The organism is Streptomyces sp. NPDC085866, assembly GCF_044541035.1.
Classification (GTDB): domain Bacteria; phylum Actinomycetota; class Actinomycetes; order Streptomycetales; family Streptomycetaceae; genus Streptomyces.
Genome location: NZ_JBITSQ010000002.1, coordinates 347949 through 367522, shown reverse-complemented (window position 1 = coordinate 367522; position 19574 = coordinate 347949). Strand labels below are relative to the sequence as shown.

The window sequence follows — 19574 nt, the reverse complement described above, 5'->3', positions numbered from 1 at the left end:
GAGTCCGGGGCGCGTCGAGACGGTGGCGGTCACCGGGCTTCCGCCCTGCGCGCCGGCCCACGCGTCACGCGGCGCCCCCGGCGGCCGCGCCTCCCGCGAGGCGTGCCGCGACGCAGGAGGGCGGGAGGTTCGGCGGTGCCTCGGACAGCCTGACGTGGATCAGGACCTCGTGGGTGCGCACGGGCAGCCTGGCCGGTGGCGCGTCCACGCTGCCGGTGCGCAGATCGAACTTCGGGGCGTGCAGCAGGCATTCGACCTCGCAGTCCTCCAGCCAGCCGTCGGCGAGCGAGGCGTCCTGGTGGGTGCAGGTGTCGTCGATGGCGTAGACCTCGCCGCCCTCGGTGTGGAACACGGCGACGAGCGCAGCGAGATGGGGGTCCCCCCGGACGGAGTCTGGGGGAGGGCCGGACTCGACCCGGAGGGCCTCGCCTCTCGGCAGATCGGCGAGACGGCACACGGGAATCATGTCGCCCCCCTCGCTGCACCGACGTATTCTGCGGCCGCGTCCAGCAGCCAGTCGGCCAGGTAGCCGGCGAAGGAGGAGCGCACCAGTACCCAGAAGCCGGCCCTGGTCTCGTCGCGGGCGACGAGGACGACCTGGGCGCGGGCCAGCGTCGTCTGTGCGCAGCGGCCGGGTCCGAAGGCGCGCGGGTGGAGGTCCAGCGGGCAGCCGTGGGAGAGCAGGTCGCGGGCGCGCGGGCCCCCGACGAGGAGTGTGGTGCGCTGGGCGGAGACGTCGGTGACGGAGACGGGTTCGTCCCCGGCCGCCGCACGGATCCGCTCCTCCAGGTCCCGCTCGGTGCCGGGCCGGCCCACCACCAGCCATTCGTCCGGGCCGAGCCACACCGCGGTCACGTCAGCCGCGTGCACGACCGTGTTGGGTTCCAGGGGAAGCTGGAGTCCCAGGGCCAGCCCGACGGTGTCCGCTGCCGGGCTCTTGGTATCGAGGCGGACGTTCACCTGGGCCAGGAAGGGGAGTTCGGCCAGGCGGATCGCGCCCTGGGAGGAGCGCGTCACGGCGGCCAGGCGGTGCGCGGCATCCGCCATGGGGCTGCGCTGCCATGCGGTCAGGACGGTGTCAGCCATCGCGGCGGGCTCCCTCGGGGTCGTAGAGGACAGGGCTTGCGACGGTCACCGGCAGCAGCCGGTCGGCGACGGGCGCGTACAGGCGTTCGCCGATGCGGTCCCGGCCCCCCTTGACGAGGGCGAGCGCGAAGGTCCGGCCGAGCGCCGCGCTGCGGTAGCTGGAGGTGACGTGGCCGAGCATCGGGACGGGTGGGGCGGGCAGTTCGCTCTCGGCGACCAGCTGCGTGCCCTCGGGGAGGAAGGCGCCGGGATCGTCCGGGAGCAGGGCGACCAGGTGCTTGCGGTCGGGGCGGACGGTGTCGGCTCGGGCGTAGGAGCGCTTGCCGATGAAGTCGGGCTTCTTCTTCGACACCGCCCAGCTCATGCCGAGGTCCTGCGGGGTGACCGTGCCGTCCGTGTCCTGCCCGATGATCGGGTAGCCCTTCTCCGCGCGCAGGACGTGCATGGTCTCGGTGCCGTACGGGGTGATGTCGTACGGGGCGCCTGCCTGGTGGAGCGCCTCCCACAGGGCGAGGGCGTCCCAGGGCGACACGTTGAGCTCGTAGGCGAGTTCCCCGGAGAAGCTGATCCGGCACACCCGCGCGTCGATGCCGGCGACGGGCGTCTCCCGCCATGCCATGAAGGGGAAGTCCTCGTTGCCGACGGCGAGTCGAGGCGCGAGAGAGGCCAGGACCTCACGGGAGCGGGGCCCGACCAGCGCCACGGTGGCCCACTGCTCGGTGACCGAGGTGCAGTGCACCCGCAGTTCGGGCCACTCGGTCTGCAGCCACTCCTCCATCCAGTCCAGGACGGCCGCCGCGTTGCCGGTCGTGGTGGTGACCAGGAACCGGTCCTGGGCGAGCCGGATGACGGTGCCGTCGTCGAACACCATCCCGTCCGGGCGGCACATGACGCCGTAGCGGATCATGCCGACCTTCAAGGTGCTCATCAGGTTCGTGTAGAGCCGGTCGAGGAAGAGCGCGGCGTCCGGGCCCTGCACATCGATCTTGCCGAGCGTGGAGGCGTCCATGAAGGCCACGCCCTCGCGTGCGGCCCGGCACTCGCGCAGCACGGCGGTCTCCATGTTCTCGCCGTCCTGCGGGTAGTACCAGGGCCGCTTCCACTGCCCGACGTTCTCGAAGAGGGCACCGTGCTCGACATGCCAGCCGTGCAGGGTGGTCGTGCGGATCGGGTCGTGCAGCGCGCCGCGGTCGCGGCCCGCGAGGGTGGCGAAGGAGACGGGCGTGTACGGCGGCCGGAAGGTGGGCAGGCCGAGCGCCGAGACGTCCACGCCGAGGAGTTCGGCGACGACCCCGCTCGCCAGGAAGCCCCCTGTCCTGCCCTGGTCGTTGGCGGTGCCCGCCGTGGTGTACCGCTTGGTGTGCTCCACCGAGCGCAGGCCCGCACCGGTCGCCCGCGCGAGGTCGTCGACCGTGACGTCGCGCTGGAGGTCGACGAACCGGGGAGCACCGGTGGCGGTCGGGACGGTGAAGACCTGCATGGGCGGGGTGTGCGGCTGAGCGGGCACGGCCGGAAGGACGGCCGCCTCTGCGGTGTACCCCTCCGCCTCGACCGCGCGGGCGCCGGCCGCCGCGCCCTGCGCGAGGGTCGTGGCGAGGTCGAAGGCCCCGTTCGCACTGCCCGCGACCTCCACCGCCTGACGGCAGCTGTCGGGCACGAACGTGCCGAGCACGTCGTCGTGGCGGAGTTTGCCGCCCGCCTGGCTGAAGAGGTGCGCGACCGGGTTCCAGCCACCGGAGACCAGGAGCAGGTCGACGGCGAACTCCCGCTGTCCGGCGGTGTCCCCGTACGGGGCGACGGTCACGGCGGTGAGACGGTCCACGCCCTCCGTGCCGGTGACCGCGTGTCCGGCCAGGACCTCGATCCCGGCGGCCCGGGCACGCCCGGCCCACTCCCCCGGCTCGGGGCGGGTGTCGACGATCGCCGCGATGTCGACTCCGGCCGCCGCCAGGTCGAGTGCGGCGGCGTAGGCGCTGTCGTTGGTGGTGAACACGACCGCGTGCCGGCCGGGCAGAACGGCGTACCGGTGGAGGTACGTCCGGGCCGAGGCGGCCAGCATCACGCCGGGGCGGTCGTTGTCGCCGAACGCCAGCGAGCGCTCGTGGGCGCCGGTGGCGAGGACGACGCGCCGGGCGCGGATCCGCCAGACGCGCTCGCGGGAGACGTGCTCCGGGGCGTCGGCACCGAGGTGGTTGGTACGGCGCTCCACCGCGAGTAGGTGGTTGTCGTCGTAGTGGCCGAAGACGGTGGTGCGGCGCAGGACGCGCACCTCGGGGGCGGATTCGAGCCGGGCGCGCGTCGCCGCCACCCAGTCGGCGTGCTCGCCGGTGCCGAGCAGGCTGCCGCCGGGCTCCGGCTGGTCGTCGGCGAGGATGACGCGTGCGCCGCATGTCGCTGCCGCGACGGCAGCAGCGAGGCCGGCCGGGCCGGCGCCGACGACCAGAAGGTCGCAGTGGGCGTGTACGGCGTCGTAGCGGGCAGGGTCGGGTTCGGTGGCGAGGCGCCCCTGGCCGGGGAGGCTGCCGGCCACCAGGCCGTCGTAGAGTTCGACGGTCGTCGCGGGCAGCATCGGCTCCGGGAAGGGGGCCTCGATCTGGACCACGGCGTTCGGTTCTTCGACGCCGGCGGAGAAGATTCCTCGGCGGCGGCCGAGCTTGATGCTGGTGGCTGCCGCGACAACGCCGTTGGCGAGCAGGGCCGAGGCGAGGGTGTCGCCGCGGAACCCTTCGTACCGGATGCCGTCGAAGGTGAAGCTCAGCCGTTCACTGCGGTCGACTCGGCCTCCTGCCGAGAGACGGAACGACTGACCGGGGATGCCGAGCGTTGCGGGCTCATGCCTTGTCGTCGGCTGCGGGCCGGTGGTCGTGTATCGCCCTTCGGGCTCGTCCTCGAACTTCCCCGGAGGGGGTACCCCCGGACGGGCCGGGATTGCCGCCCGCGGCTCCGCCGTTGCCGGACGCTCCTCCCCCGCCCGGTACACCGCCAGGATCTCGTTCGTCGCCGTGTCCCGTACCGCGTTGAACCATCTGCGGCAGCCCGCCGCGTGGCTCCAGCGCTCGGCGAACGGGCCCTTGGGGTTGTCGCGGAAGAAGAGGTAGCGTGCCCACTCCTCGTCGGTGAGGGCCGCGGGGTCCTCGGGGTAGGGGACGTGGGCCTGGCCGCCGTAGTGGAACTCGGCCTCGTCGCGGGGCCCGCACCACGGGCAGGGGATGAGCAGCATGGTTCGGCTCCCTAGTGGGCCACCGCGGCCGCGCCGTGCTCGTCGACGAGCGCGCCGGTGGTGAAACGGTCGAGCGAGAAGGGGGCGTTCAGGGTGTGCGGGGTGTCGTGGGCGATGGTGTGGGCGTAGACCCAGCCGACGCCCGGGGTGGCCTTGAAGCCGCCGGTGCCCCAGCCGCAGTTGAGGTAGAGGTTGTCGACCGGGGTGAGGCCGACGATGGGTGAGGCGTCCGGGCTGACGTCGACGATGCCGCCCCAGGTGCGCAGCACATGAGCGCGGGCGAAGACCGGGAAGAGCTCCAGGGCGGCGGACATCTGCTCCTCGATGATGTGGAACGCGCCGCGCTGGGTGTAGGAGTTGTACGCGTCGATGCCCGCGCCCATCACCAGCTCGCCCTTGTGTGCCTGGCTGACGTACACATGGACCGCGTTGGACATGACCACCGTCGGGTGGACCGGCTCCAGCAGCTCCGACACGAGCGCCTGCAACGGGTGGCTCTGGAGCGGGAGTTCGATGCCCGCCATGGCGGCGAGGACCGAGGTGTGGCCGGCCGAGCACAGCGCCACCTTGCCCGCCGCGATCGGGCCGCGCGTGGTCTGCACGCCGACCACCCGGCCGCCGGCCACGTCCAGGCCGGTGACCTCGCAGTTCTGGATGATGTCGATGCCGGCGGCGTCCGCGGAGCGGGCGAAGCCCCAGGCCACGTAGTCGTGCTTGGCGATGCCGGCGCGCGGCTGGTAGGTGCCGCCGAGGACCGGGTAGCGGACGTCGGGTGAGATGTTGACGATCGGGCAGACCTCTTTGACCTGCTCGGCGTCGAGCCATTCGGCGTCGACGCCGTTGAGCCGGTTGGCCTCGACCCGGCGCACGCTGTCGCGGACGTCCTGCAGGCTGTGGGCGAGGTTCAGCACACCGCGCTGGGAGAAGAGGATCGGGTAGTCCAGCTCCTCCTCCAGTCCCTCCCACAGCTTGAGGGCGTGCTCGTAGATGCCGGCGCTCTCGTCCCACAGGTAGTTGGAGCGGATGATCGTGGTGTTGCGAGCCATGTTGCCGCCCGCGAGCCAGCCCTTCTCCAGGACCGCGACGTTGGTGATGCCGTGGTTCTTCGCCAGGTAGTGCGCGGTGGCCAGGCCGTGTCCGCCGCCGCCCACGATCACCACGTCGTACGACCGCTTGGGCTCGGGATCGCGCCAGAGCCAGTCGGGGTGATCGGGCAGGTCGGCGCCGGGGGTGCGCAGGCTCATCGGACGTCTCCTGAGGGACCGGAAAGGTGCGGGTAGAGCGGGTGCCCGGCGGCCAGCGCCTCGGTGCGGGCGCGCAGGGCGGTCACGTCCGGCTCGGGCTGGAGGGCCAGCGCGATCACGTCGGCGACCTCGGCGAAGTCCTCCTCGGTGAAACCGCGGGTGGCCAGGGCCGGGGTGCCGATGCGCAGGCCGGAGGTGACCATGGGCGGGCGCGGGTCGAAGGGGACGGCGTTGCGGTTGACCGTGATGCCGATCTCGTGGAGGAGGTCCTCCGCCTGTCGGCCGTCCAGCTCCGAGTCCCGCAGGTCGACCAGGACGAGGTGGACGTCGGTGCCGCCGGTCAGCACCTTCACTCCGGCCGCGGCCGCGTCGGGCCGGGTGAGGCGCTCGGCAAGGATGCGGGCGCCCACGAGCGTACGGGCCTGCCGGTCGGCGAACTCGGGCGATGCCGCGACCTTGAAGGAGACGGCCTTCGCCGCGATGACGTGCTCCAGCGGGCCGCCCTGCATCCCGGGGAACACCGCCGAGTTGAGCTTCTTGGCGAGGTCGGCGTCGTTGGTGAGGATGACTCCGCCGCGGGGCCCACCGAGGGTCTTGTGCGTGGTGGTGGTGACGACGTGGGCGTGCGGGACGGGGCTGGGGTGCAGTCCGGCGGCGACCAGGCCCGCGAAGTGCGCCATGTCGACCATGAGGAGGGCACCGACCTCGTCGGCGATACGGCGGAAGGCGGCGAAGTCCAGCTGCCTCGGGTACGCCGACCAGCCGGCGATGATCATCTTGGGCCGGTGTTCCTTGGCGAGCCGTTCCACCTCGTCCATGTCCACGAGGTTGTCCGCCCGGGAGACGTGGTAGGGCACGACGTTGAGCATCTTGCCGCTGTAGTTGATGCGCATGCCGTGGGTGAGATGGCCGCCGTGCGCCAGGTCGAGGCCGAGGACGGTGTCGCCGGGCTGCAGCAGGGCGAAGAAGACGGCGGTGTTCGCCTGGGCGCCCGAGTGCGGCTGGACGTTGGCGAAGCCCGCGCCGAAGAGGGACTTGACGCGCTCGATCGCCAACCGCTCGGTGACGTCGACGTGTTCGCAGCCGCCGTAGTAGCGACGGCCGGGGTAGCCCTCGGCGTACTTGTTGGTCGCGACCGAGCCCTGCGCCTCCATCACGGCGGCGGGTGCGAAGTTCTCGGAGGCGATCATTTCCAGGGTGGACTGCTGGCGGTGCAGCTCGGCGCGGAGTGCGGTGTGGACCTCGGGGTCCAGTTCGGCCAGCGGGGTGTTCAGCGCGTTCATGCGGGGTTCGCGTTCCTCTCGGCGGCCTCGACGACGTTGGCGAGCAGCATCGCCCGGGTCATGGGTCCCACTCCCCCGGGCATGGGCGCGACCCATCCGGCGACCTGGGCGGCCTCCGGGTGGACGTCGCCGACGAGCCCGTGCTCGGTGCGGGTGATGCCGACGTCCAGGACGGCCGCGCCGGGGCGCAGCATGTCCGGGGTGATCAGTGCGGGCGAGCCGGCCGCCGCGACGACGATGTCCGCCTCGCGTACGTGCCAGGCCAGGCCCTTGGTTCCGGTGTGGCACAGGGTGACGGTGGCGTTCTCGGAGCGGCGGGTGAGCAACAGTCCGATCGGCCGCCCGACGGTGATGCCCCGGCCGACCACGCACACGCGCGCTCCGGCCAGCGGGACCTGGTGGCGGCGCAGCAGTTCGACGATGCCGCGCGGGGTGCAGGGCAGTGGGGCGTCGACGCCGAGGACGAGCCGGCCGAGGTTGACCGGGTGCAGGCCGTCGGCGTCCTTGGCGGGGTCCATGCGCTCCAGTACGGCGTTGGCCTCCAGGTGGCGCGGGAGCGGCAGTTGGACGATGTAGCCGGTGCAGGCCGGGTCGGCGTTGAGTGCGTCGATGACGTCCTCGACCTGCTGCTGGGTGGCGTCGGCGGGCAGTTCGCGGCGGAGCGAGGCGATACCGACCTGCGCACAGTCGCGGTGCTTTCCGGCGACGTAGGCGTGGCTGCCCGGGTCGTCGCCGACCAGGACGGTGCCGAGGCCGGGCTGCCGTCCGGTGGCGGCGATCACCTTGGCCACGCGCTCGGCGAGTTCACGACGGATGGCGGCGGCGGTCGCCCGGCCGTCGAGGAGTTGTGCGGTCACCGACGGTTCTCCTTCTCCACGGTCAGCCACGCAGGCGGGACATGGTCGGGTCGAACAGGGGCTCCTCGGCGACGGTCGCCTCGACGCGCTGGTCGAAGTAGCCGATGTGCACCGTGGTACCCGGGGTGGCCAGCTCCGCCGGGAGCCAGGCGTAGGCGATGCCCTTGCCGATGGTGTAGCCATGGGCGGCGCTGGTCACGTAACCGACGGCGCGATCGCCGTCGTACACCGGCTCCTTGCCCATGACGACGGCCCGCGGGTCGTCGATGGTGAGGCAGCTCAGCCTGCGCCGCACGTCGGCCTTGCGGCGCTCCAGTGCGGCCTTGCCGACGAAGTCGCCCTTGTCGAGCTTGACGGCGAAGCCGACGCCGGCCTCGTAGGGGTCGTGCTCGTAGGTCATGTCGGTGCCGAAGGAGCGGTAGCCCTTCTCCAGGCGGAGGCTGTTGAAGGCGCCGCGGCCGGCGATGACGCCGCCGAGCGGCTGGGCCGCCCGCCACAGGGTGTCCCAGAGCTGGGCGCCCTGGTCGGCGGTCGTGTAGAGCTCCCAGCCGAGTTCGCCGACGTACGACAGCCGCATCGCGGTGACCGGCACCGAGCCGATGTAGGCGCGCTTGGCGCGGAAGTACTTGAGGCCGTCGTTGGAGAAGTCCTCGTCGGTCAGCGGCTGCAGGACCTCGCGGGCCAGCGGGCCCCACAGGCCGATGCAGCAGGTGCCGGGGGTGATGTCGCGGACCTGGACCGTGCCGTCGGCGGGCAGGTGGCGGGTGAACCAGTCGAGGTCCAGGTTGCCGTTGGCGCCGACCTGGAAGAGGTCGCGGGCCAGACGGGCGACGGTGATGTCGCTGCGGATGCCGCCGTCGTGGTCCAGGAGCAGGGTGTACGTCACCGAGCCGACGGACTTGGCGACCTTGCCGGTGACCAGGCCCTCCAGGAAGTCGGCGGCACCTGGGCCGCTCACCTCCAGGCGCTTGAGGGCCGTCATGTCGTACAGGGCGACGGTCTCGCGGGTGACCTGGGCCTCGGCGCCGACGATGGGCGACCAGTAGCGGGCGGCCCAGTCGTTGGGGGTGGGGATGGCGCGGCCTTCGACCAGCCCGGCGTTGGCCTCGTACCACTGGGGCCGCTCCCAGCCGCCCGCCTCCAGGAAGAACGCGCCGTGTTCCTGCTGGCGGGCGTAGAAGGGGCTGGTGCGGATCGGGCGCGGCTTCCCGCTCGGCTGGAGGGGGTGGAGGATGTCGTAGACCTCGACGAAGTTCTGGCAGTCGCGGGCCAGGACGTACTCCGGGGAGAGCTGGTGCGGCTCGAAGCGGTTGACGTCGCACTCGTGCAGGTCGAAGGAGGAGCAGTAGCCGTCGACCAGCCATTCGGCGACGGCCCGGCCGACGCCCGCGGAGTGGGTGACCCACACGGCCTCGGCCACCCAGAAGCCCTGGACCTCCTGGGATTCGCCGAGCAGCGGGTAGCCGTCGGTGGTGAAGGAGAACAGGCCGTTGATGCCCTCCTCGACCTTGGCCTCGCGGGTCGCGGGAAGCAGCGACTGGGTCTCGGTCCAGGCGTCCTCGAAGTCCGCCTCGGTGAACTCCAGGACCGAGGGCATCCGTTCGGCCTCGTCCACCGAGAGGATGTCGTCGGCGGAGACGGGCATGGGGCGGTGGCCGTAGTAGCCGATGCCGAGGCCGTCGAAGCGGTCGCGGTAGTAGAGGTCGGCGTCCTGGTGGCGCAGGATCGGGCGCACCGCCTCCTCGGTCTGGCCGGCGAGGGCGGGGATCGGGCCGGTCCAGGCGAGCTGGTGGGCGAGCGGGGTGAGCGGCAGGTTCATTCCGACCATGCGCGCGATCTTCGGTCCCCAGATGCCGGCGCAGCACACGACGATGTCGGCGGGGATCTCGCCCTGGTCGGTCACCACGCCGGTGACGCGGCCCTCGCTCTGCCGCACGTCGAGGACCTCGTGGCGGGCGAGGAAGCGCACACCGCGCTCGGTGGCCCGGCGGATCTGGGCCTCGACGGCGAGGACGGCCTTGGCGAGGCCGTCGGTGGGAACCAGGAGGCCGCCGAGGATCTTGTCACGGTCGACCAGCGGGTGCTTCTCCACGCACTCGTCGGGGGTCAGCAGGCGCGACTCGATGCCCCAGGCGGCGATCCAGCCGTGGCGGCGCCGGAGTTCGGCGAGGCGCTCGGGGCTGGTGGCCACTTCGAGGCCGCCGACCTGGAGGAAACAGGGCTTGCCGTCGACGTCGAGGGAGCAGAACTTCTCGACGGTGTAGCGCGCCAGCTCGGTCATGGTCTTCGAGGGGTTCGTCTGGAAGACCAGGCCCGGCGCGTGCGAGGAGGATCCCCCCGTGGCCGGGAGGGGGCCCTGGTCGACAACGGTCACCTCGGTCCAGCCGCGTGCGGAGATCTCGTCCGCCAGGGCCGCTCCCACGACGCCCGCTCCGATGATGACCACTCGGGGTCCCGCCATCGCCCAACCTCCGAACATTGAGACCGGTGCAGTTGCTTTCTCCGCAACTTGATTCAGGTTGCGCAACTCAATGTGCCTGTCCCGGGAGGGGGTGTCAAGGGGTCCGTGACGTCGGAAAACAGCCCGAAACACGCCCCTGGGCACGGCAATGCCCGGCGGGCGGCGCGCACCTGCACGCACCGCCCGCCGGGCATGTCCGACCCGTCTTCCCGACTCGGCCTACTTGAGCCAGGCGTCCACCTTGTCCTTGTTGGCGTCGACCCACTTCTTCGCCGCCGCCTCGTCGGACATCTTGTCCTGGGCGATGTACTTGGCGACCTCGTTCTGGTCGTCGTTCGTCCAGTTGAAGTTCTTCACCAGGTTGTAGGCGGGGCTGCCGGACTTGGCGAACTTCGCGCTGACGATCTTGTTCAGGTCGTACACGGGATAGTCGCAGGCGACCTTCTCGGCGACGGCGTCACAGCCCGTCGTGTACTTCGGCAGGGAGACCTTCTTCAGCGGGACCTCGGACAGGAACCACTGCGGCTCGTAGAAGTAGCCGATCACCCACTGCTTGTTCTTCTCGGCGGTGCGGAAGGCCTGGATGAGCGCGGTCTCGCTGCCCGCGTACACCACCTTGAAGTTCAGCTTCAGGTTCTTCACCAGCGCCGCGTCGTTGGTGACGTACGACGGGTCGCCGTCCAGGAGCTGGCCCTTGCCGCCCGACTCGGAGGTCTTGAAGTTGGACGCGTACTTGTCGAGGTTCTTCCAGTCGAGGATGTCGGGGTGTGCCTTGGCCAGCCACGGCGGCACGTACCAGCCGATGACGCCCTTGTTGCCGGTCTGGCCGGCGTCGACGGCGGTCTTCTGCTGGGTGATGTACTTCTTCTTCAGATCGTCGTGGCCCCAGTTCTCCAGGACGGCGTCGACCTCGCCGGTGCCGAAGCCCTGCCAGGCGATCTCTTCCTTCAGGTTCTTCTTGTTGACCGTGCAGCCGAGGTTGTGCTGCGCGACGTACGCGACGACCGCCGCGTCGGCCTCGTACCCGACCCAGGGGTTGACCGCGAGGTTGAACGCGCCGCACTTGCCGGAGCTGCCCGCGTTGTCCGAACCCGAGGAGGTGTCGCCGACCTTCGCTCCGCCGCACGCGGTGAGCGTGAGGCCGAGGACGGCCAGGCCGGCCGCGCCGGCTCGCCAGTGTCTTGCCATGGTGTCCTGCTCCTTTAAGCGCTCGCGCGTCGCGCCGCTGCCTGAGTGATCCGGTCGAACATGACTCCGAGCAGTACGATGGCGAGTCCCGCCGCCAGCCCCTTGCCGTACAGCTCTCCCTGCGAGAATCCGGCCACGACGTCGTAGCCGAGGGCCCCTGCTCCTACCAGGCCGCCCACAACAACCATCGACAGCACGTAGATCAGGCCCTGGTTGGTCGCGAGCGTCAGGGCACTGCGTGACATCGGCAGTTGAACCTTGGTGATGATCTGCCAGGTGTTGCACCCGGCTGAGGTGGCCGCCTCCACGGTGGTCTCGGGCACGGCCCGGATCCCGTCGGCGATGATCTTCATGGCGACCGGTGCACCGTAGACGATGGCGGCGACGATGGCCGTGAAGCGGGTGGCGCCGAACAGCGCGAGGAACGGCACGAGGTAGACGAACGGCGGCATGACCTGGGCCGCGTCCAGGCTGGGCCTGATCAGCCGGTCCACGAGCGCGCTGCGCCCCATCCACACGCCGAAGACGATGCCGAGGATCATCACCAGCACCGTCGCTACGAGGGTCGAGGCCAGCGTCGTCATGGCGTCCGACCACACGCCGGTGGCGACCAGCAGGCCCACGCACACGGCCGTGGTGACCCCGGCCTTCCAGCCGCCGAGCACCACTGCCAGTGCGACCAGCACCGCGCCGACGAGCCACCACGGGGAGTCGGTGAGCAGCGTCTGGAACGGGTTGAGCAGACCGTTGGTGATGGCGTCGCGGAAGGCGTTGGTCAGGCCCGACAGGTTGTCCTGCGCCCAGTTGGTCGCGGTGTCCGCCGCGCTCGCGATGTGACTGCCGACGGTGCCGTCACCGGGGAATTCGGCCGCCCACAGGTAGGTGTGCGACAGGTAGACGAGAACCGCCGTGACCGCAGCACCGGCGCCCAGCAGCGGCCGCCGCCACTTCACGAAGCGGTTCTTGGAACGCCGCGCGTTCTCCTCGCGCGCGCTGGCCGCGGTCGTGACCCGGTCCAGGACGATCGCCATGACCACGATGGCGAGTCCCGCGTTGAAGGCCGTGCCGACGTCGAGCGACTGCAGTGCCTGGAGGACGTTCACACCGAGACCCGGCGCGTTGATCAGGGCCGCGATGGTCACCATGGCCAGGGCGGCCATGATGGTCTGGTTGACGCCCATCACCACGGTCCGCTTGGACATCGGCAGCAGGACCTTCAGCAGCGACTGGCGGCGCGTGGCACCCAGTGAGTCGGCCGCCTCGACCGTCGTCTTCGACACGTTGCGGATGGCGTGCGCCGTGATGCGGATCGTCGGCGGGGCCGCGTAGATCACGGTGGCGATGGTGGCGGACGCGCCGCCGATGAGGAAGAACAGGGTCAGCGGCGCCAGGTAGACGAAGGTCGGCATCGTCTGCATGAAGTCCAGGAAGGGCGTCATGAGCCGGTTGAACCGGTCCGAGAGACCGGCCCACACCCCGAGCGGGATCGCGAACAGCAGGGCCACGAACACCGCGCACAGGATGAGCGCCAGGGTGTCCATGCTCTCCTGCCACAGCCCCTGCAACCCGAAGAAGGTGAAGCCCGCGACGGCCAGCAGGGCGACCTTCCAGTTGCCCACGGCCCAGGAGACGTAGCCGGCCAGGCCGACGACGCCGAGCCAGCCGATCTCCGGGACCGGGCGGGTCCCGGACGGCTGGGAGATCAGATGCTGGACGAAGGTCACCAGGTTGTCGATGACCAGCCGGATCTCGTTGAAGAAGTACAGGAACAGCGGGTTCGAGTTGCGGTTGGCGCCGATGGAGTCGTTGAGGTCGTTGATCCACCGGTGCAGGTCGGTCAGATCGGCCACCGCCAGGGACAGGGTCTGCTTGCCGCGCAGTACGGCGAACAGCACCAGCCAGACGACGAGGATCCCGCCGATCACCACGGGCCGGCTGACCTTGCGCGCGCCCTTGGCGGGTACGGCCGGTTCCGCGACCTCTGTTCTCTCGGGCTTCTCCATGGCGACGGTCATCACGCGCCGCCTTCCCGCCCGGCGACCACGGAGAGGATCTCCTCGTCGCCGACGATGCCGAGCAGCTTGCCGTTCTCGACGACCTTGACCGGCCTGTCGGCCGCGAGGACGGCACGGGTGGCCTCGCGCACCACGACGTCCGGCCCCAACTCGGGCCCGTCGAGGGCGTCGTCGGGCTCGGCGGGGCGCATGATCCACCGCAGGGTGAGCACGTCGCCGCGCGGCACGTCCTTGACGAACTCGCGTACATAGTCGTCGGCGGGTGCGCCCACCAGCTCGTCGCCGGTGCCGCACTGGACCATCTTGCCGTCTCGCATGATCAGGATGCGGTCGCCCAGCTTGAGCGCCTCGGAGAGGTCGTGGGTGATGAACACCATGGTCTTGCCGACCTCGTGGTGCAGCCGGATGACCTCGTTCTGCATGTCGCGGCGGATCAGCGGGTCGAGCGCGGAGAACGGCTCGTCGAAGAAGAGCACGTCCGGGTCGCCGGCCAGGGCCCGGGCGAGGCCGACGCGCTGCTGCATACCGCCGGAGAGCTGGTCGGGGTAGGAGTTCTCGTAGCCGGCGAGGCCCACCAGTTCGACGACCTCCAGGGCCCGCCTGGTTCGTTCGGCCCTGCTCATGCCGCGGATCTCCAGACCGAAGGCCACGTTGTCGACCACTCGGCGGTGGGGCAGCAGCCCGAAGTGCTGGAAGACCATGGAGAACTTGCGGCGGCGCAGCTCGCGCAGGCGCTTGTCGTCCGCCTGGCGGATGTCCTGGCCCTCGAAGACGACCTCACCGGCGGTGGGTTCGATCAGCCGGGTCAGACATCGCACCAGCGTGGACTTGCCGGAGCCGGACAGACCCATGACGACGAACACCTCGCCCGGCGCCACCTCGAAGTTCACGTCGCGTACGGCGGCGGTGCATCCGGTGCGCTCCATGAGCTCGCGGCGGGAGAGACCGCACAGCTCCTCTGAGCCCGGCACCCGGTCGGCCTTCGGCCCGAACACCTTCCACAGATTGCGCACGGATACGACCGGAGTGGCGTCCGAGTCCTGGGGTGTGCCGCGCCGCTGCGGCACCTCGGTCTGTGTTGGGGTCACGATCGACCTCTTTTCGGCGTTCAGCCGCGGAACCAGTGCTGCGGCCGGGGGTGGATGTTCTGCCAGATGTGTTTGGGCTCTCGGTACTCGTTCAGGCCGGTCGGCCCCAGCTCCCGGCCCACGCCCGAGTGCCCGAAGCCACCCCATTCCGCTTGCGGCACGTAGGGGTGGTAGTCGTTGATCCACACCGTGCCGTGGCGCAGCCGCCGGGCGACCCGCTGGGCCTTTCCGGCGTCCTGGGTCCACACGGCTCCGGCGAGTCCGTACTCGGTGTCGTTGGCGATGCGTACGGCGTCGTCCTCGTCGGTGAAGCGCTCGACGGTGAGGACGGGGCCGAAGGACTCCTCGTGCACCACGCGCATGTCCTGCCGGCACTCGTCGAGGACGGTCGGCGGGTAGTAGTGGCCGTTCGCGAGGGCGGGGTCGGCGGGCCGCTGCCCGCCGCAGCGCAGTACGGCGCCCTCGGCGAGCCCGGCCGCGACGTACGCCTCGACCTTGTCCCGGTGCTGGGCGGAGATCAGCGCACCGGTCTCGGCCTCGGGGTCGAAGGGTCCGCCCAGGCGGATCCGCCGGGCACGGCGGACGACCTCGTCGACGAGTCGGTCGTGCAGGGAGTCCTCGACGATCAGACGGGCACCGGCCGAGCAGACCTGTCCGGAGTGCAGGAAGACGGCCGTGAGGGCGAAGTCCACGGCCGTCTCGAAGTCGGCGTCGGCGAAGATCACGTTGGGGTTCTTGCCGCCGAGTTCCAGCGCCACCTTCTTCACGGTGGCGGCGGCGGTGGCCATGATCCGCTTGCCGGTCTCCAGGCCGCCGGTGAAGGAGACAATGTCGACGGCGGGGTCCTCGGAGAGCGGGGCGCCCACCTCGGGCCCGGTGCCCAGGACGAGGTTGGCGGCGCCGGGCGGGAGCCCGGCCTCCTCCAGCGCCTTCATCAGCAGGACGGAGCTGGAGGGGGTCAGCTCACTCGGCTTGAGGACGATCGTGTTGCCCGCGAGGAGCGCCGGGGCGACCTTCCAACTGGCTTGCAGCAGCGGGTAGTTCCACGGGGTGATCAGCCCGCACACACCGACGGGCTCGTAGACCACGCGGCTGACGGCGTCGTCGCGGCCGGTGTCGATCACCCGGCCGGCGTCGGTGCCGGCGAGCCCGCCGTAGTAGCGGAAGCAGGAAACGACGTCGGCGATGTCGTACTCGCTCTCCACCAGCCGCTTGCCGGTGTCCAGCGACTCGGCCCGGGCGAACTCCTTGGCGTCGCGCTCGATCAGGTCGGCCGTGCGCAGCAGCAGTGCGCCGCGCTCACGCTCGGGGGTACGCGGCCAGGGGCCGCCGTCGAAGGCGCGCCGGGCCGCGGCGATCGCCGCCTCGGTGTCGGGGCGGGTCGCCTCCGAGACCGTCGCGACCAGCGTGCCGTCCGCCGGACAGCGGATCTCCCGGTGGCCACCGGCCACCGCGGCACGCCATTCTCCGTCCACATACAGATCTGCCACTGCCGCGCCCTTCGAAATTTCGTTGCGCATTGTGCACTGTATTGCTTGTGGTGGAACACCCTGGCCGAATGTACGGACACCCGTCAAGGGGTCTGCATGTCCCGATTCGGCCACCGGAGCGGCGTTCCACCGGGGATGTCAGCCGCCCAGCCGGTCCAGCACCTTACGGCGCCAGCGCTCCGTCTCGGCGATCTGATTGAAGGTGAAGAGGTGCAGACCGGCCACCCCCGCCGACGGCCGGGTGAGCACCCCCGCGCCGCGGGCCAGCAGCCGCTCAGGGTCGTACCCACCGGGTGCCGCGAACCGCAGGAACCAGGAGGCGTGCCGGGTGAGGAAGCGGGTCGACTCCCCCACCCCGATCTTCGTCGCCATGGACAGCAGCTTCGCCCGCTGCACGGGCCCGGCGACACCCACGTGCACGGGCAGTGTCACGTCGCGGCGCCGGATCCGGGCGATCCAGTCGCCGAGCGCGCGCGGGTCGAAGCACAGGTTGCTGACGATGTACGTGGCGTGCGTCCGCTTGTCCCACATCGACTGGATGGTGATGTCGTCGTGGATGAGCGGATGGCTCTCCGGATAGCCGGTGATCCCCAGATCCGCGAAGGGGCTGCCCAGCTCGCTCAGTCTGCGCAGCACCGGCAGGGCTCCGCCGTACGGCCCGGCCGGCGGGTCGGCGTCACCCGCCGGGACGAAGAGGTCGTCGACTCCCGCCGCCCGCAGCCGCTCGGCCACGTCCTTGAGGTGCGCGTCGTCCCGCAGCAGCCGCGCGGGCACGTGGGGGACGACGCGGTAGCCGTGCGCCGCGAGCCGCTCGGTGAGGCCGAGCGTCGGCTCCAGCCCCTTGACCGGCGACGCCGTGACCGTGACCACGACATCGCGGGGCACATGGGCGAGGACCTTCTCCTCCGTCGCCCTCGCCGGCAGCACCTCGTAGCGGACGCGGGCGAGCAGCGCCCGCAGGGCCTCGGCGCCCACCGGCTACCCGGCCTGCTTCTGGGCGTCGCGGTGCCGGTAGTACGCGGCCTTGGAGGGCGCCAACGGCTCCTTGCCGAGGATGAGGTCGGCCGCCTTCTCGGCGATCATCATCACCGGCGCGTAGATGTTGCCGTTGGTGACGTACGGCATCACCGAGGCGTCCACCACGCGCAGCCCGTCCACACCGTGCACCCGCATGGTCTGCGGGTCGACGACGGACATCTCGTCGGTACCCATCTTGCAGGTGCAGGAGGGGTGCAGGGCGGTCTCGCCGTCCTTGGCGACCCAGGCGAGGATCTCCTCGTCCGTCTCCACGGACGGGCCGGGCGAGATCTCCCCGTCGCTGTAGGGGGCGAGCGCGGGCTGGTTGAGGAGCTTGCGGGCCACCCGGATCGCCTCGACCCACTCGCGGCGGTCCTGCTCCGTGGAGAGGTAGTTGAAGCGCAGCGCCGGGTGTTCGCGCGGGTCCTTGCTCTTGATCTTCACCGAGCCGATGGCGTCGGAGTACATGGGTCCCACGTGGACCTGGTAACCGTGGCCGCCGGCGGGCACGGAGCCGTCGTAGCGGACCGCGATGGGCAGGAAGTGGAACATCAGGTTGGGGTAGTCCACGTCCTCGTTGCTGCGGCAGAAGCCGCCGGCCTCGAAGTGGTTGGTGGCGGCCGGTCCCTTGCGGAAGAGCCACTGCAGGCCGATGAAGGGGGCTCGCCACTTCGCCAGGTACGGCTGCATGGAGACGGGCTGCTTGCAGGCGTACTGGATGTACACCTCCAGGTGGTCCTGCATGTTCTCGCCGACGCCCGGCAGGTCGTGGACGACGTCGATGCCGAGGGCGCGCAGTTCCTCGGCGTTGCCCACGCCTGAGAGCTGCAGCAGCTGCGGGGAGTTGATCGCGCCGCCGCAGAGGATGACCTCCTTGGCCCGGACCTGCTGGAGGGCGCCCTTGCCGCGCTGGAACTCGACACCCACGGCCTTCTTGCCCTCGAAGAGGACGCGGGTGACGAGGGCGCGGGTCTTCACGGTGAGGTTGGACCGCTTCCTGGCGGGCTTGAGGTACGCCTTCGACGCCGAGAGGCGCCGGCCGCGGTGGACATTGCGGTCGAACCTGGCGAAACCTTCCTGCCGGTAGCCGTTGACGTCGTCCGTGGGCGCGTAGCCCGCCTCCTGAGTGGCCTCGAGGAAGGCGGAGAAGAGCGGGTTGGTGGCCGGGCCGCGCTCCAGGACGAGGGGGCCGTCATGGCCGCGGAACTCGTCGTCCGGGTCGGCGGCCAGACAGTTCTCCATCCGGCGGAAGTACGGCAGACAGTGGGCGTAGTCCCAGGTCTCCATGCCGGGGTCGGCGGCCCAGCGCTCGTAGTCCATCGGATTGCCGCGCTGGAAGATCATGCCGTTGATACTGCTGGAGCCGCCGAGCACCTTGCCGCGCGCGTGGTAGATGCGCCGGCCGCCCATGTGGGGCTCGGGCTCGGACTCGTACTTCCAGTCGTAGAAGCGGCTGCCGATGGGATAGGTCAGCGCCGCGGGCATGTGGATGAACACGTCCCAGGGATAGTCGGGGCGACCCGCCTCCAGCACGAGCACCCGGTTCCCGGGGTCGGCCGAGAGCCGGTTCGCAAGTGCGCTGCCGGCTGATCCACCGCCGACGATGACGAAGTCGTAGTGCAGGAGAGCCATGGTGCCTCGTCTCGCTCGCGTCGTCGCTATGCCGGGATGCTAGTACGAGTATCGCTATGCGCACTAGGTTGCGAACAACGCAACTTGTAAGAACTTTGTTCACACCGCGTTACTTGCAAGTGTGTTGTTTACTACGCGTATAGTTCCGCTATGAGCAACTACAGTCCGGATACCGAAACGAACGGTTCACCGTCCGGCGGCGTGCAGTCCGTCGACCGGGCCATCAGCGTCCTGGAGATCCTCGCCCAGCGCGGCGAGGCGGGCGTGAGCGAGGTGGCCGCCGAGATCGATGTTCACAAGTCGACCGCGTTCCGCCTGCTCGGCGCCCTGGAGGCGCGCGGTCTCGTCGAGCAGTCGGGCGAGCGCGGCAAGTACCGGCTCGGCTTCGGCATCGTACGCCTGGCCGGCGCCGTGACGGGACGCATCGACATCACCCAGCAGAGCCGTCCGGTGTGCGAGCGCCTGGCCGAGGAGATCGGCGAGACGGTCAACATCGCGGTGATGCAGGAGCACTACGCGATCAACCTCTACCAGGTGCGCGGCCAGTCCGCCGTCACCGCGCACAACTGGGTCGGCCAGCTGACCCCCCTGCACGCCACCTCCAGCGGCAAGATCATGCTGGCGCATCTGCCGGCCCAGGACCGCGCCGCGCTGATCACGGAGTCCGGCCTGAAGAAGCTGACCCCGCACACGATCTCCTCGAAGGCGAAGCTGGAGAAGAACCTCGCCGAGGCCCGGGAGCGCGGTTACGCCTGGACTCTGGAGGAACTGGAGATCGGGCTGCACGCCATGGCCGCGCCGATCCGGGACCGGGAAGGCCAGGTCATCGCGTCCATCAGCGCCTCCGGGCCGTCGTACCGGTTCACCGAGGAGCGCATGCACGAGCTGGCTCCGCTGCTGGTGAAGGGCGCGGAGGAGATCAGCCATCGCATGGGGTACCTGGGCTGAGCGCACACAGTACGACCGCCGTACGGCCCGCGTTCGCCCCCGCGC

14 protein-coding genes are annotated in these 19574 nt (G+C 70.5%); 1 reads left to right on the top strand and 13 read right to left on the bottom strand.

Annotated elements, in window-relative coordinates; all coding sequences use genetic code 11:
- Positions 1-64: 64 nt before the first annotated feature.
- From ACIF83_RS05065 to betA, 13 genes are all read right to left on the bottom strand, one after another.
- Positions 65-466, bottom strand: coding sequence for a bifunctional 3-phenylpropionate/cinnamic acid dioxygenase ferredoxin subunit (locus tag ACIF83_RS05065; RefSeq protein WP_399723508.1), 402 nt, complete (start codon positions 464-466; stop codon positions 65-67).
- Positions 463-1086, bottom strand: a complete 624-nt coding sequence (locus ACIF83_RS05060) for a sarcosine oxidase subunit gamma (protein WP_399723506.1) — start codon at positions 1084-1086, stop codon at positions 463-465. The genes ACIF83_RS05065 and ACIF83_RS05060 overlap by 4 nt, the downstream gene beginning before the upstream one ends.
- Positions 1079-4306, bottom strand: coding sequence for a sarcosine oxidase subunit delta family protein (locus tag ACIF83_RS05055; RefSeq protein ID WP_399723504.1), 3228 nt, complete (start codon positions 4304-4306; stop codon positions 1079-1081). The genes ACIF83_RS05060 and ACIF83_RS05055 overlap by 8 nt, the downstream gene beginning before the upstream one ends.
- 11 nt (positions 4307-4317) lie before the next feature.
- Complete coding sequence (locus tag ACIF83_RS05050) at positions 4318-5550, bottom strand: sarcosine oxidase subunit beta family protein (RefSeq protein ID WP_393477435.1); 1233 nt, start codon at positions 5548-5550, stop codon at positions 4318-4320.
- The gene (glyA, locus tag ACIF83_RS05045) at positions 5547-6833 is read right to left on the bottom strand and encodes a serine hydroxymethyltransferase (protein ID WP_393477438.1); all 1287 of its coding nucleotides are present in this window, start codon (positions 6831-6833) and stop codon (positions 5547-5549) included. The genes ACIF83_RS05050 and glyA overlap by 4 nt, the downstream gene beginning before the upstream one ends.
- Positions 6830-7690, bottom strand: coding sequence for a bifunctional methylenetetrahydrofolate dehydrogenase/methenyltetrahydrofolate cyclohydrolase (locus tag ACIF83_RS05040; protein ID WP_399723502.1), 861 nt, complete (start codon positions 7688-7690; stop codon positions 6830-6832). The genes glyA and ACIF83_RS05040 overlap by 4 nt, the downstream gene beginning before the upstream one ends.
- Positions 7691-7712: 22 nt before the next feature.
- Positions 7713-10151, bottom strand: coding sequence for an FAD-dependent oxidoreductase (locus ACIF83_RS05035; protein WP_399723500.1), 2439 nt, complete (start codon positions 10149-10151; stop codon positions 7713-7715).
- Positions 10152-10370: 219 nt separating this feature from the next.
- On the bottom strand, positions 10371-11339 hold the full coding sequence (locus ACIF83_RS05030; RefSeq protein WP_393477446.1) for an ABC transporter substrate-binding protein: 969 nt from the start codon (positions 11337-11339) through the stop codon (positions 10371-10373).
- A gap of 14 nt (positions 11340-11353) precedes the next feature.
- Positions 11354-13354: an ABC transporter permease gene (locus ACIF83_RS05025; RefSeq protein ID WP_399723498.1), complete on the bottom strand. Its 2001-nt coding sequence runs from the start codon at positions 13352-13354 to the stop codon at positions 11354-11356.
- Positions 13354-14442 (bottom strand): glycine betaine/L-proline ABC transporter ATP-binding protein, encoded by a 1089-nt coding sequence (locus ACIF83_RS05020; protein ID WP_399723496.1) that lies wholly within the window; start codon positions 14440-14442, stop codon positions 13354-13356. The genes ACIF83_RS05025 and ACIF83_RS05020 overlap by 1 nt, the downstream gene beginning before the upstream one ends.
- Before the next feature lie 20 nt (positions 14443-14462).
- Positions 14463-15932, bottom strand: coding sequence for an aldehyde dehydrogenase family protein (locus ACIF83_RS05015; protein WP_399723494.1), 1470 nt, complete (start codon positions 15930-15932; stop codon positions 14463-14465).
- 138 nt (positions 15933-16070) lie between these two features.
- Positions 16071-16907, bottom strand: coding sequence for a 5,10-methylenetetrahydrofolate reductase (locus tag ACIF83_RS05010; RefSeq protein ID WP_398138052.1), 837 nt, complete (start codon positions 16905-16907; stop codon positions 16071-16073).
- Positions 16908-16910: 3 nt separating this feature from the next.
- Positions 16911-18581 (bottom strand): choline dehydrogenase, encoded by a 1671-nt coding sequence (gene betA, locus ACIF83_RS05005; protein WP_399723492.1) that lies wholly within the window; start codon positions 18579-18581, stop codon positions 16911-16913.
- Between the two features lie 150 nt (positions 18582-18731).
- On the opposite strand from betA, the gene ACIF83_RS05000 reads away from it, so the two are divergent.
- Complete coding sequence (locus tag ACIF83_RS05000) at positions 18732-19529, top strand: IclR family transcriptional regulator (RefSeq protein WP_393477463.1); 798 nt, start codon at positions 18732-18734, stop codon at positions 19527-19529.
- Positions 19530-19574 lie beyond the last annotated feature (45 nt).